Source organism: Flavicella sp. IMCC45537 (assembly GCF_057197705.1).
Map to the genome: position 1 here is coordinate 124607 of NZ_CM170067.1, position 14008 is coordinate 138614.

Annotated in this window: 12 protein-coding genes; 6 read left to right on the forward strand and 6 right to left on the reverse strand. The window is 33.9% G+C overall.

What is annotated here, in order from left to right:
- Positions 1 to 7: 7 nt before the first annotated feature.
- Complete coding sequence (gene thrS, locus AC2DGP_RS00595) at positions 8 to 1948, reverse strand: threonine--tRNA ligase (RefSeq protein WP_484491087.1); 1941 nt, start codon at positions 1946 to 1948, stop codon at positions 8 to 10.
- A 166-nt stretch (positions 1949 to 2114) separates the two neighbouring features.
- Between thrS and AC2DGP_RS00600 the strand changes: the two genes are divergently transcribed.
- The 3 genes from AC2DGP_RS00600 to AC2DGP_RS00610 are packed head-to-tail and all read left to right on the forward strand — an operon-like array spanning position 2115 to position 6321.
- Positions 2115 to 2888 carry an exonuclease domain-containing protein gene (locus AC2DGP_RS00600; RefSeq protein WP_484491088.1) on the forward strand — a complete coding sequence of 258 codons (774 nt, stop codon included), beginning with the start codon at positions 2115 to 2117 and terminating at the stop codon, positions 2886 to 2888.
- Between the two features lie 5 nt (positions 2889 to 2893).
- Entirely contained in the window at positions 2894 to 3379 is a 486-nt protein-coding gene (locus tag AC2DGP_RS00605) for an ABC transporter ATPase (RefSeq protein WP_484491089.1), read from the forward strand.
- Between the two features lie 26 nt (positions 3380 to 3405).
- Positions 3406 to 6321: a serine hydrolase domain-containing protein gene (locus AC2DGP_RS00610; RefSeq protein ID WP_484491090.1), complete on the forward strand. Its 2916-nt coding sequence runs from the start codon at positions 3406 to 3408 to the stop codon at positions 6319 to 6321.
- Positions 6322 to 6328: 7 nt separating this feature from the next.
- Here AC2DGP_RS00610 and AC2DGP_RS00615 read toward each other — a convergent pair whose 3' ends face one another.
- Complete coding sequence (locus AC2DGP_RS00615) at positions 6329 to 7036, reverse strand: 16S rRNA (uracil(1498)-N(3))-methyltransferase (RefSeq protein WP_484491091.1); 708 nt, start codon at positions 7034 to 7036, stop codon at positions 6329 to 6331.
- A gap of 2 nt (positions 7037 to 7038) precedes the next feature.
- A complete protein-coding gene (locus tag AC2DGP_RS00620) occupies positions 7039 to 9957 on the reverse strand; it encodes a transporter (protein ID WP_484491092.1) in 2919 nt (972 codons plus the stop codon).
- 75 nt (positions 9958 to 10032) lie between these two features.
- Here AC2DGP_RS00620 and AC2DGP_RS00625 point away from each other — a divergent pair, with 75 nt between their 5' ends.
- The 3 genes from AC2DGP_RS00625 to AC2DGP_RS00635 all read left to right on the forward strand — a co-directional run bounded on the left by AC2DGP_RS00625 (position 10033) and on the right by AC2DGP_RS00635 (position 12318).
- Entirely contained in the window at positions 10033 to 10335 is a 303-nt protein-coding gene (locus tag AC2DGP_RS00625) for a DUF4834 family protein (RefSeq protein WP_484491093.1), read from the forward strand.
- A 96-nt stretch (positions 10336 to 10431) separates the two neighbouring features.
- Complete coding sequence (locus AC2DGP_RS00630; protein ID WP_484491094.1) at positions 10432 to 11247, forward strand: enoyl-ACP reductase FabI; 816 nt, start codon at positions 10432 to 10434, stop codon at positions 11245 to 11247.
- A 117-nt stretch (positions 11248 to 11364) separates the two neighbouring features.
- A complete protein-coding gene (locus tag AC2DGP_RS00635) occupies positions 11365 to 12318 on the forward strand; it encodes a glycosyltransferase family 2 protein (protein WP_484491095.1) in 954 nt (317 codons plus the stop codon).
- A gap of 54 nt (positions 12319 to 12372) precedes the next feature.
- On the opposite strand, the gene AC2DGP_RS00640 is transcribed toward AC2DGP_RS00635, so the two are convergent.
- The 3 genes from AC2DGP_RS00640 to udk are packed head-to-tail and all read right to left on the reverse strand — an operon-like array spanning position 12373 to position 13925.
- Positions 12373 to 12987, reverse strand: coding sequence for a fumarylacetoacetate hydrolase family protein (locus AC2DGP_RS00640; protein ID WP_484491096.1), 615 nt, complete (start codon positions 12985 to 12987; stop codon positions 12373 to 12375).
- A gap of 7 nt (positions 12988 to 12994) precedes the next feature.
- The gene (locus tag AC2DGP_RS00645) at positions 12995 to 13312 is read right to left on the reverse strand and encodes an FtsB family cell division protein (protein WP_484491097.1); all 318 of its coding nucleotides are present in this window, start codon (positions 13310 to 13312) and stop codon (positions 12995 to 12997) included.
- Positions 13313 to 13316: 4 nt separating this feature from the next.
- Positions 13317 to 13925 carry a uridine kinase gene (gene udk / locus AC2DGP_RS00650; RefSeq protein WP_484491098.1) on the reverse strand — a complete coding sequence of 203 codons (609 nt, stop codon included), beginning with the start codon at positions 13923 to 13925 and terminating at the stop codon, positions 13317 to 13319.
- Positions 13926 to 14008: the final 83 nt, after the last annotated feature.

Consider the following 14008-nt stretch of genomic DNA (forward strand, 5'->3'; position numbering starts at 1 on the left):
GGGTTAATTAAAATTGTACTAATGTACTATTTACTTCTTTTTGTATTAATTCTATAAAATCATCGATAGCAAAGGTTCCTAAATCCCCTTCACCATGTTTTCTTACAGAAACCGTTCCTTCATTTTCTTCTTTTTCACCTACGATAATCATGTAAGGTACCTTACTGATTTCTGCATCTCTAATTTTTCTTCCCGTTTTTTCACTTCGAGAATCAATTAGGGCGCGAATTTCGGAATTTTCTAGCAGTTCTGAAACCTTTTTCGCATATTTTTGATATTTATCACTGATTGGCAGAATCATAACTTGCTCTGGCATTAACCAAAGTGGGAAGTTTCCTCCTGTGTGTTCTAGTAAAACAGCGATAAAACGCTCCATAGATCCGAATGGTGCTCTATGAATCATTACAGGTCTATGTGATTCGTTATCAGATCCTTTATATGATAATTCAAAACGCTCTGGTAAGTTGTAATCTACTTGAATGGTACCAAGTTGCCAACTTCTACCTAAAGCATCTTTCACCATAAAGTCTAATTTTGGACCATAAAAGGCAGCTTCACCATATTCTACTACAGTGCTTAATCCTTTTTCATTCGCAGCATTGATGATCGCCTGTTCTGCTTTTTCCCAGTTTTCGTCAGATCCAATATATTTTTCAGTGTTTTCTTTATCTCTTAAAGAAACTTGAGCAGTAAAATCCTCAAAACCAAGAGCTTTAAACACATATAAAACTAAGTCAATTACATCTTTAAACTCTTGATCTAATTGATCTGGAGTACAAAAAATATGTGCATCATCTTGCGTAAAACAACGAACACGGGTCATACCATGCAATTCACCACTTTGTTCATATCTATAAACAGTTCCAAATTCGGCAAATCTTTTTGGTAAATCTTTGTAAGAATAAGGTTTGTAGTTATACACTTCACAGTGATGTGGACAGTTCATTGGTTTTAATAAAAACTCTTCGTCCATTTTTGGTGTTTTGATAGGTTGAAAGCTATCTTCACCGTATTTTTCATAGTGACCAGAAGTCACGTATAATTCTTTTTGTCCGATATGTGGTGTCATCACCATTTCATATCCTGCTTTTTGTTGTGCTTTTTTTAAGAAGTCTTCTAAGCGAGTTCTTAATGCTGCTCCTTTAGGTAACCATAAGGGTAAACCTTGTCCAACTTTCTGAGAAAAAGTAAATAATTCTAATTCTTTACCTAATTTCCTGTGATCACGTTGCTTCGCTAGTTCTAAAACCTCCAAATATTCTGTAAGTAATTTGGCTTTAGGAAAAGAGATTCCATAGATACGTGTTAACTGAGGGTTTTTTTCATCACCTCTCCAATAGGCACCAGCAGCACTCATTACTTTTACAGCTTTGATAATTCCTGTGTTAGGAATATGTCCACCACGGCAAAGATCTGTAAAGTCGTCATGGTCGCAGAAGGTAATATCTCCATCTGTCAAATTCTCAATAAGTTCTATTTTAAAAGGATTTCCTTCTTCTTTATATTTTGCTAAGGCGTCTGATTTAGAAACTTCACGCAATGTAAATTCATGTTTTCCTCTAGCAAGTTCAATAAATTTTTTCTCGATTTTAGGGAAATCATTTTCAGATACTTTATGATCACCAAAGTCAATATCATAATAGAATCCATTGTCAATAGCAGGACCAATGGTCAGTTTTACACCTGGATATAATTTTTGAATTGCCTGTGCCAATACATGGGCAGAGGAATGCCAAAATGCTTTTTTCCCTTCAGGCTGATCAAAAGTGAATAATGTTAAATTACCGTCGGTGGTTAATGGGGTTTTGGTTTCAACGGTGGTTCCATTAAAACTTGCAGAAATTACATTTCTAGCCAAACCATGGCTTATGCTCATAGCAACATCCATTGCTGTGCTATTTTTTGCGTATTCTCTTACGCTCCCATCAGGTAAAGTAATATTAATCATGAATTGTATTTTAAGTGTGCAAAGATATTAGAAAACTATGTCATGACAAATTAAATTTCATTATTAATATATGGGAGGAAGTGCATTGTTTTTTTAGTAAAATCGGAGTGAAATCTTAGAGCAATTATCCATAATAAATTATCTTTACGGCTTATAAAAATAAATAATGGGGTTAGTATTAAAAAAACCGATTGTCTTTTTTGATTTGGAGACAACTGGAATCAATATAGCAAAGGATAGAATTGTAGAAATTTCTATTTTAAAAGTATTTCCTAATGGAACTAAAGAGAGTAAAACATGGTTAGTGAATCCAGAAATGGAAATACCAAAAGAGACTTCTGAAATTCATGGGATTACTAATGAGAAAGTTGCTAATGAGCCTACATTTAAACAATTAGCTAAGGATGTTGAGAAGATGATTAAGGGCTGTGATCTTGCAGGTTTTAATTCTAATAGATTTGATATTCCATTGTTAGCAGAAGAAATGTTAAGAGTTGGAATAGATTTTGATATGAACAACAGGGTGGCAATTGATGTACAAGTTATCTTTCATAAAAAAGAACAAAGAACTTTGAGTGCAGGCTATCAATTTTACTGTGATAAAGAGTTAGAAAATGCGCATTCTGCAGAGGCAGATACTTTAGCAACGTATGAAATATTATTGGCTCAAATAGAGAAATATGAAGATATTGGAAATGACGTAAAAAGTTTAAGCGAATATTCTTCTCATAATAAAAGAGCGGATTTTGCTGGTTTTTTAATGTTTGACAAAGAAGGATTAGAGACATTTTCATTCGGAAAATACAAGGGGAGGAGAGTGTTAGAGGTGTTTGAAGAGAACCCAGGATATTATGCATGGATTCAGAATGCAGATTTTCCGCTTTACACTAAGAAAGTGTTGACACAGATTAAATTAAGAAGTTTGAATACAAAAAGATAAAAAATATGTTTGTAGCGTATAATACATTACCCGATTCTGCAAGAGTATGGGTCTATCAGTCAGATAGAAAATTTAAACAGAATGAATTAGAAATTATAGAAAATGAAGCTGTTGCTTTTATTGAGAATTGGACGCGTCACGGGGATCAATTGAAAGGAAGTTTTACAGTGCTCTATGATCAGTTTTTAGTATTGGCAATAGATGAATCATATGCAAATGCTTCAGGTTGTTCTATTGATTCTTCAGTTCGTTTTGTAAAGGATATTGAAAGTCAATTGTCTGTAGATTTGATGAATAAATTGAATATTTCTTTTAAAGATGGTGAAAATATCAATATCGTAAGCTTATCAGATTTTCAGGATTATGCTAAAGAAAATAAGATAACCGAAGAAACAATAGTTTTTAATAATATGGTGCAAACAAAAGCTGAGATCTCAAATAAATGGGAGGTTTTTGCAAAAGATAGTTGGCATCAAAGATTTTTAAATTAAACATATTCAATACAGGACTGTTTTATATGAAGCTAAGATTTATTTTTTTTTACTGTTGTGGACTTTTTTTAAGTTACGCACAACAGCTTGATCCGTTATTGACAAAAGATTCTGAAGCACAGCGTATATGGGTGGAGAAAAAGATGAACTCTATGTCTTTAGATGAAAAAATTGGCCAATTATTCATGATTCAAGCCTATTCTAATAAAGATCTAAAACATAGAAAATTTATTGAGTCGGAGATAAAAAAATATCATATTGGTGGTTTAATTTTTATGCAAGGAACACCTGAAAAACAGGCAGAACTAAATAATTATTATCAAGGGAAATCTAAAATACCTTTATTAATTGGGTTTGATGGGGAATGGGGATTGGATATGCGTTTGAAAAAGACATTTCGTTATCCTTGGAACATGACTTTGGGTGCTATTCAAAATGATCAATTGATTGAGCAGTTTGGTGAACGATTAGGAGTTCATTGTAAACGATTAGGAATTCATATTAATTTTGCTCCTGTTGTTGATATCAATACAAATCCAGAAAATCCTATTATTGGAAATCGTTCTTTTGGAGAAGATAAATACAATGTAACAAGAAAAGCTTCCGCTTTTATAAAAGGGATGCAAGGCGAACGTGTATTGGCAAATGCGAAACATTTTCCTGGACATGGAGATACGGCTTCAGATTCTCATAAAACGTTGCCTCAATTACTTTTTGATATAAATAGATTAGAATCCGTAGAGTTATATCCGTATACTAAAATTTTTGACACAGGATTATCTAGTGTCATGGTAGCACATTTAAGCGTACCTGCATTAGAACCGAATCCTGAGATTCCAACTTCTATTTCATATAAGGTTATTACAAATTTATTGAAAGAAAAGATGGGGTTTAATGGGTTGATTTTTACAGATGCTTTGAATATGAAAGGTGCCGCTAATTATGCCAAACCTGGAGATATTGATTTGGCTGCATTTATGGCTGGAAATGACATGTTATTGATTCCAGAAAATGTTGGAGCAGCAGTAAAGAAAATTAAAAGAGCCCTAAATACAGGGCAGATTACTATTCAAAGGCTGGATTTTTCTGTAAAAAAGATATTGAAAGCAAAATATTGGGCAGGTTTAAATGAATACAAACCGGTAGCTTTAGAAAATTTAAATGAAGATTTAAATACTGTTCAAGATTCTTTGTTGCATGCTAAGTTGGTTGAAAATTCTATAACTTTACTGAAAAACGAAAAAGGAATTTTTCCGATAAAGGATTTAGAAAGCGCTGAGATAGCTTATGTCAAGTTGGGAGATGGACCCAATGAGCATTTTATTAAAATGCTTAAAAAGTACACCCATATTACAGAAGTGAAGTATGATGAACCAGGAACTTATTTAGAAGAATTAAAAAAATATTCAAGGGTAATTGTTGGGTATCATAAATCAAATAGCAATCCTTGGAAAAGCTTTAAATTTTCGAATAAAGAATTAGTTGAACTAGATAAGATAGCAGCGCAAAATGAGATCTTGTTGAGTGTGTTCTCAAGTCCTTACGCACTGCTGGATGTTTATTCTTTTGAAAATATAGAATCTGTTCTTGTAGGATATCAAAATAGTATTTATGCTCAAGAAATAGCAGCTCAAATGATATTTGGTGCCTTGGAAACTCGTGGAAAGTTACCTGTGTCTATTGGGAGTGTTTTTAAAGTAGGTTCAGGGAGAAAATCTACTGACCTGATGAGATTGACTTATGGAAAACCTGAGTCTGTGGGTATGCATGGTCCTTCGTTTTCTAAAGTTGATAGTTTGATTCAGTATGCAATTGATGAAAAAATGACTCCAGGTGCACAAATTTTAGTTGCAAGATATGGAAAAGTGATTTACCAGAAGAGTTACGGTTATCATACCTATGAGAAACGTAATCCCGTATTGAATACTGATATCTATGATTTAGCCTCTTTGACTAAAATTCTAGGAGGAGTACCACTCATCATGAAAGGAGAAGAAGACGGAATGTTTGGTTTAGAGGATCAATTGGGTGATATATTACCTGAATACGCAGAAAGTAATAAGGATACTTTGACAGTAAAGGAAATGTTTTCACATACAGCAAGGTTGAAAGCATGGATTCCATTTTACCTAGAAACGTTAGATAGTGTAACGAATACACCTTTGCCGAAATATTATAGTAGTAGTCCAAATGGGGATTATTCTATTAAAGTTGCGGAAAACCTTTATTTAAGAACAGATTTCAAGGATAGCATATATGCGAATATTGTATCTGTAGAGCAACGTGAAAAACCAGGGTATAAATACAGTGGATTGCCATTTTATATTTTTAAAAAATATATGGAGGAAGAACTTGGTTTAGGGATGGATGAACTTTTGACAAAGGAGTTTTATGCACCCTTAGGGGCAGAGACTCTTAGGTTTAACGTACTTAATGAATTTGATAAAAATAGAATTATTCCTTCTGAGATAGATACTTATTTTAGGCATCAGGTATTGCAAGGAACGGTACATGATATGGGAGCAGCCATGATGGGAGGCGTGTCAGGAAATGCTGGTTTATTTGCAAATGCGAATGATGTGGCAAAAATGATGCAATTATTTTTGCAAAAAGGATATTATGGTGGACATCGATATTTCAAGTCGAAAACGATGGAGAAATTTAATACGAGGTATTATGAGCAAGATTCAGTTAGACGCGGATTAGGTTTTGATAAACCTCAATTGAATCCAGAAGTAAAAAACACCTGCGGTTGCGTGTCTGCTAATAGTTTTGGACATAGTGGCTTTACGGGAACCTATGCTTGGGCAGATCCTGATACAGGGTTGCTATATATTTTTCTTTCCAATAGAACTTTTCCAACTATGGAAAACAATAAGCTTGGTGAAGAGGATATTAGAACGAAAATTCAGCAATTTGTTGTAGATGCTATAATTGATTAGTGAGCTCTTATTCATTTACAAACGCAACCGAGTGACATGCTACTAATGCGGCAGTTTCAGTTCTGAGACGGCTGTTTCCTAAAGTAACAGGAGTATAATTGTTGTTTAGTGCAGTTTCTATTTCGGAAGGATCGAAGTCCCCTTCAGGTCCAATTAAAATAGTAATATCTGTGTTTGGAGTGATTTCAGTTTTAAAAGATTTTTTCTCCTGTTCTTCGCAATGCGCTATAAATAAATCTCCTGTTGGCTTAGTTGCAATAAATTGTTTGAAAGTGACTGCTTCATTTATTTTGGGTAAATGAAATTTTAAAGATTGTTTCATCCCAGATAAAACTATTTTTTCAAGTCTTTCTTTTTTTACAACTTTTCTTTCAGAGTGTTTGCAAATGATAGGTGTAATTTCATCAATTCCAATTTCCGTTGCCTTTTCTAAAAACCATTCTATGCGATCATTCAATTTGGTAGGAGCAATTGCTATATGTAAATTATAATTCCATGCTTTCTCTTTTAGATCATAATTCAAAATGTTGACAACACATTTTTTATCGCTGGCAACAGAGATCTCACCGGTAAAAAGAATTCCTTTTCCATTTGTAATTTGAACTTTATCTCCTTCTGTTTTTCGAAGTACACGGATGATATGTCTACTTTCTGCTTTGTCAAAAGTGAATTGTTCTGAGGTGTCGTTCAAGTTTTCGTTGTAAAATAATTGCATAATTAAAAGCCTGATTGCGCGTCAATTCTACGCATTAATTCTTGTTGTTTTTCCTGTTTTTCTTTTAATAAGCGGGCTGCTTCTTTTTCTTTTTTCTCGAGTTTCTTTCTCTCTTTTTCAGCCTTTTTTAATGCTTTTTGTTTTTCTTTTTCGGCTTTTTCCAAAGCTTTTCTTTCTTTCTCAGCCTTCTTCTCCGCGGCAATTCTTTCTTTCTCTGCTTTCTCTTCTTCCAAACGTTTTTCTTCCGCGATTCTTTCTTCTTCAGCCTTCTTCTCCGCAGCAATTCTTTCTTTCTCTGCTTTCTCTTCTGCCAAACGTTTTTCTTCTGCGATTCTTTCTTCTTCAGCTTTGTTCTCCGCAGCAACTCTTTCTTCCTCAGTCTTCTTCTCTGCAGCAATTCTTTCTTTCTCTGCTTTCTCTTTTGCCAAACGTTTTTCTTCTGCGATTCTTTCTTCCTCAGCTTTTTTCTCCGCAGCAATTCTTTCTTTCTCTGCTTTTTCCTCAGCTAAACGTTTTTCTTCCGCGATTCTTTCTTCTTCAGCCTTCTTCTCCGCTGCAATTTTTTCTTTCTCTGCTTTCTCTTCTGCCAAACGTTTCTCTTCCGCGATTCTTTCTTCTTCAGCCTTCTTCTCCGCAGCAATTCTTTCTTTCTCTGCTTTCTCTTCTGCCAAACGTTTTTCTTCTGCAATTCTTTCTTTCTCTGCTTTTTCCTCAGCTAAACGTTTCTCTTCCGCGATTCTTTCTTCTTCAGCCTTCTTCTCCGCAGCAATTCTTTCTTTCTCTGCTTTTTCCTCAGCTAAACGCTTTTCTTCCGCGATTCTTTTTTCTTCAGCTTTGTTCTGCGCAGCAACTCTTTCTTTCTCTGCTTTTTCCTCAGCTAAACGTTTCTCTTCCGCGATTCTTTCTTCTTCAGCTTTGTTCTCCGCAGCAATTCTTTCTTTCTCTGCTTTTTCCTCAGCTAAACGTTTTTCTTCCGCGATTCTTTCTTCTTCAGCTTTGTTCTCCGCAGCAATTCTTTCTTTCTCTGCTTTCTCTTCTGCCAAACGTTTTTCTTCCGCGATTCTTTCTTCTTCAGCTTTGTTCTGCGCAGCAACTCTTTCTTTCTCTGCTTTTTCCTCAGCTAAACGTTTCTCTTCTGCGATTCTTTCTTCTTCAGCTTTGTTCTCCGCAGCAACTCTTTCTTTTTCTGCTTTCTCTTCTTCTAAACGTTTTTCTTCCGCGATTCTTTCTTCTTCAGCTTTGTTCTCCGCAGCAACTCTTTCTTTCTCTGCTTTCTCTTCTGCCAAACGTTTTTCTTCCGCGATTCTTTCTTCTTCAGCCTTTTTCTCCGCAGCAATTCTTTCTTTCTCCGCTTTTTCTTCAGCTAAACGTTTTTCTTCTGCAATCTTCGCGTCTTCAGTTTTTTCGTTATCTAGAGCAATTGCTGCCGCTGCTGCCTTTTCTTTTGCAAGTCTTTTTTCTTCTTCTTTTAGAGCCTGCGCCTCTGCCTTAAGATAAGCTTTTTCTTCTTTTTCCATTTCTTTAAGGTCTCGCTGTTCGGCCTTAAGTCTTTCCTTTTCAGCTTTTTCTTTTGCTTTTCGAACTTTCTCCTCCGCTGCTAGACGGTCTTTTTCAGCTTTTTCTCTGGCTTTATTTTCTTTTGCCAATAATTTCTCTTGTTTTTTTCTCTCTTCTTCAAAAGTTTTCCCTGATTTAAAGTCTTCTATTTCCCGATTTAGTAACCTTCCTCGTTTAGGTTTTTTAGGTTCGGGTACTGGTTCTTCTTCTTTAGGTTGGATTGCTTTCTCTTTTTTGGCTGTTCTTTCTCTTTTTTCTAGATGATTTTCTTTGGAAAGGAAAAGGTTTTGCGTGAAAATGCTAATGTCTGTTCCAACATTACTAAAGAAAGTGCCAATTGAGATTCCTGCAACAATAAAAAACTCCTTAGTGCTTTGCCCTGCACGTTTTATAAAACTTGGACCTTGTATGGTGTCTTTTGTAGCCTTTTTTATTTTTCTTGGTTTATCAATATGTTCATCTAATCTCCAAGAAAATCCAACCGAAGCCCCAGAACTGTTAAAATTGTTCCCAATATTACCATTTATAGAGGCATCAATTTGTAGATTTTTATTGACTAAGTAAACTACTCCCGATCTTAGGTCGAAGTTGTTTTGATAAATATTAAAAACATTTTTGCTTTCAGCAAAGAACGACCAATCTTTATTAGGGCTATAAGTCCCTGCAACAATTATATTATAGATGTTAGTATCGTTAAAATCATTAAAAAATCTTCTTTCATAGGAGAAATTACTGGCGATAACCCAAGAGTTTTTTATATGATTCTGTAAGAGCAGGCCAACTTTAAAGTTACCACTAGGGTTTAAGGATGCTTTAATTGTATTGATATCTAAAAGAGATAGAGGATCGTCTAAAGTGATATTCGCATTTTCTGTAAAACGCGGATTCATACCCGCGTTAGCAGAAGCATTGATTGCAATGGAAGGTACAACCATCGACCAATGAAATCCGGTTCTTTTTTTCCAACTGCGTATTTCATGGTCACGGTTTTTTACTTTGGCATCTAAAATTAAATATTTGACACCACCGCCAAAAGTGGCACCTAAGTTGCTGCCATAACCGTTGGTGCTTTTTGAAATAAGTTTATCTATCTCTTGTGTAAATTGAATATTGAATTCTAATCTTTCAGATAGAACACCAAAACGTAATGTTTGATTAAAAATGTTTGATTTAAGAATAGTGTTTTGAGAAAAAACATCAGAGGATCCGTATTGATACCCTGCTTCTAACTGAGTAACACCTGTACCTATAGCGTAAGGAGTTTCGGCAAAACCTGGACGACTAGAGTTTATGACATCAGTATATTGGGAAAATGCCGTATAAGAGCATAAAAGCAATAAAAAGAGCCAGGCATTCTTAGTCATTATTAGGTTGAAAATTTTTGTCAAATATAAGATTTTATGAATAGCAACGGTTCAGTTCCTCTTAAATTGTTATTTTTGAAAGAAATTATAGTTTTAATGATACAAGAAGCAGGTTTTATTACCTTTTTAAGAACCATAGCAATCATATTGTTAGTGATTTATGCTATGAAGTTTATAGCCAAATATGTGTTGCCTATCGTATTGAAAAAAGCGGTTGATAAGGCTCAAGAAAGAGCGCAACAGAGAAGTTCAGGTTTTACGAACGCACAGTCAGATGTGAAAGTAGGTGAAACTATTATTGATAAGAAGCCTCAAGCTAACCGTACCAATCAATCTAAAGATGTAGGAGATTATGTTGATTATGAAGAAGTTGAGTAGTTGTTTTTTGTTTTTTTAAATGAGAAAAACTTTATTTGTCAATCTTTAGTATATTTGCCACACAAAAAAAATTAAAAAACATTCAATTTTATATTTATGTATAATTTATTAAAAGGAAAAAGAGGTATTATTTTTGGAGCATTAGATTCAAATTCAATTGCTTGGAAGGTTGCTGAGAGAGCTCATGAAGAAGGAGCGACATTTGTTTTGACCAATGCACCGATTGCAATGAGAATGGGAACAATTAATGAGTTGGCTGAGAAAACAGGTTCTCAAGTGATTCCTGCTGATGCAACTTCAATGGAAGACCTTGAAAATTTGGTAGAGAAATCTGTTGAAATACTTGGAGGTAAAATTGATTTTGTTTTGCATTCTATTGGAATGTCTTTGAACGTAAGAAAAGGAAAGCACTATACGGAATCAAATTATGATTTTACGCATAAAGGTTTTGATATTTCTGCACTTTCTTTCCATAGAGTTATGAATGTTCTTTACAAAAAAGAAGCAATGAGTGAGTGGGGGTCTATAGTTGCCTTGACTTATATGGCTGCACAAAGAGTTTTTCCTGATTACAATGATATGGCTGATAATAAAGCATATTTAGAGTCTATTGCTCGTAGTTTTGGTTATTTCTTTGGAAGAGATCATAAAGTGAGAGTTAATACAGTTTCTCAGTCTCCTACGATGACTACTGCAGGTAGCGGTGTGAAAGGATTTGACGGATTTATCAATTATGCTGAAAAAATGTCTCCTTTAGGAAATGCAACTGCATTGGAATGTGCTGACTATACGATTTCATTATTTTCTGATTTGACTAAAAAAGTAACTTTACAAAACTTATTCCATGATGGAGGATTCTCTAACATGGGGGTGAGTACAGCTGTAATGTCTGAGTTTACAGAAGAAAACTAAGATTTTCAAGATTCAAATATTAAAATGCAAGCGCTTTCGCTTGCATTTTTTTTGTTCCAAAAGTAATTTCTAAAGAGATGATTTTCTTTAGTATATTTGGCTTCCATATTTTATAAAATGAATTTACAATACTCTATTATTATTCCTGTTTACAATCGTCCTGATGAGGTACAAGAGTTGTTGGAAAGTTTGACCAAGATGAAAGGAGATTTTTCTTTTGAAGTGGTGATCGTAGAAGATGGTTCTCCAAATACCTGTGAGAGTATTGTATCGCATGTTAAACAATATTTGAACATTCAGTATTTTTTAACGGAGAATCAGGGTGCTGGAAAAAGTAGAAATTATGGGATGCAAAAAGCCAAGGGGAATTATTTTATAATTTTTGATTCCGATTGTTTGATTCCCGATGGGTATTTAAACGCAGTCGATACTCAATTACGTTTAAAGTTTACAGATGCTTTTGGCGGACCTGATGCGGCACATGAGAGTTTTTCTGATATTCAGAAAGCAATAAATTACTCAATGACCTCGTTAATGACTACGGGAGGAATTCGTGGAAAGAAAAAAGGAGTAGGGAAGTTTCAACCGAGAAGTTTTAATTTAGGAATCTCCAAAGCTGCTTTTGAAAAAACTCAAGGTTTTTCGGATTTAAAGATTGGAGAGGATATAGATCTTACTTTTAGATTATGGAAAGAGGGTTTTGAAACACAGTTGATCGATACTGCTTTTGTTTATCATAAACGAAGGGTTGATTTTTCTCAATTTTACAAGCAAACAAATGCCTTTGGGAAAGCAAGGCCTTTTTTAAACAAGCGTTTTCCTGGAACGGCAAAAATCACGTATTGGTTCCCAAGTCTTTTTTTTATCGGGTTTATGATTTCTATGCTTGGAGCAGCCTTTAATTTAAGTTTGGGTTTGCTACTTTATATAGGGTATTTTATAATCTTAGCAATTCATGCAATGATAGTTGAAGGGAGCTTGAAAGTAGGTTTGTTAGCGGTTGTGGCTACAAGTGTTCAGTTTTATGGTTACGGGACTGGTTTTTTAAAATCATACTTTCAAAAAAAATAAAACCCTGACAATCTTCCGAATATCAAGGTTTGTGAAATATACATTCTAAAAGAATTAGATTAATTTATAATCTATCAAGAGTTCACCTTCTAATGAACCTTGTAAATGATCACCTTTTACATTTTTACCAGCTCCAGTGGCAGGAGTTCCTGTGAAAATTAGATCTCCAGGCTCTAAAGTCATAAATTTAGAGACATAGGCAATAATTTCTTTGAAATTGTAAATCATTTTGGATGTGTTTCCAATTTGTTTTTGCTCTCCGTTGATTTTTAGATCAAAATTGATGTTTGACAAATCCTCAAATTTTTCAATAGGATAGAATTTTGAAATAGGAGCAGCTCCATCAAAACCTTTAGCTAAATCCCATGGGCCTTTAACATCTCTATAAGTCGTTAAAATGTCTTTTGCGGTATAATCAATTCCTAAACCTATTTCAGAAATGTATGATTCTGCATCCGCTTCAGCAATGTTTTTTCCTTCTTTTCCAATTTTTACAACTAATTCTAGTTCATAAATTAATTGATCTGTAAAGGAAGGATATTCAACATCGTTGTTGTCTAATACTAAACTAGATTCTGGTTTAGAGAAAATAATTTGAGTTCCGTTTTTAAGAGCATCTATCTCTTCAAGATTGTTTACGTAGTTTTTACCAATACCAAGTATTTTCATTTTTTCTTTATTTAATTGTGTCAAACTCTATAAGGTATAAAGTTTCATCTTCTTTTTTTATTCTGTAAATTTCTCTGGCATACTTTTCTAATTGTTCTGGGTCGTTCAAGGCCTCAATCATTTTTTTGTTATGCTCAATTTCTTTTTTATAAAACTCTATTGAGTTTTTTAATTCTTCTATTTCTTGATTGTATTCTCTGTGATTTAAATATGAGTTTTCGTCAAAAAAAAGCATCCATGTACAGAAAACTATTAAAATCAAAACATAGCTATTCGTTAAGATTTTTAAAGTTTTATTTTGCTGTATCTTTTTTATTAGTTTCATGAAATTACGCTAGTCTTTTTTTTATTATCTCAGTCAGTTCCTCTAAATTATTCGTGCTTATTTCTGTATTATTAAAAATTAAATCAGCATGTTTTTTATTCGGTTCAATGTACAGATTATGCATTGGTTTTAAAGTCGATCGATATCTATGAATAACTTCTTGGGTATCTCTTCCTCTTTCTTTATTATCTCTAAGGATTCTTCGCATCAGTCTTTCATCCGCATCTGCATCAATAAAAATTTTTAAATCAAACAAATCTAATAATCTTTTATCGTTAAATATCAAAATACCTTCAACTATTACAATTTTTTTTGGCAGAAAACTTTTGCATTCTTTCATTCTGTTGTGAGTGTGGAAAGAATAAACTGGTTGTTGAATAGGAATGTTGTTTTTTAAGGAAATGAGTTGCTCAACCAATAAATCAAAATCAATGGCATCTGGATGGTCAAAGTTAATTGCGATTCTTTGTTCGTGTGTCAGTGCATCAGTTGATTTGTAATAAGAATCCTGAGAAATAACTCCAATATCATTTTTATTAAAATGGGAGACTGCTTTTTCAACTAGAGTAGATTTTCCACTTGCAGTACCTCCGGTGATTCCGATAATAAACATCTTTGTTTTTTTACAAATTTAGAAAAATCTTAGAAATAAAAAGCGCCTCTAAAACTGAATTTAGAGGCGCTTGATGTTCTATG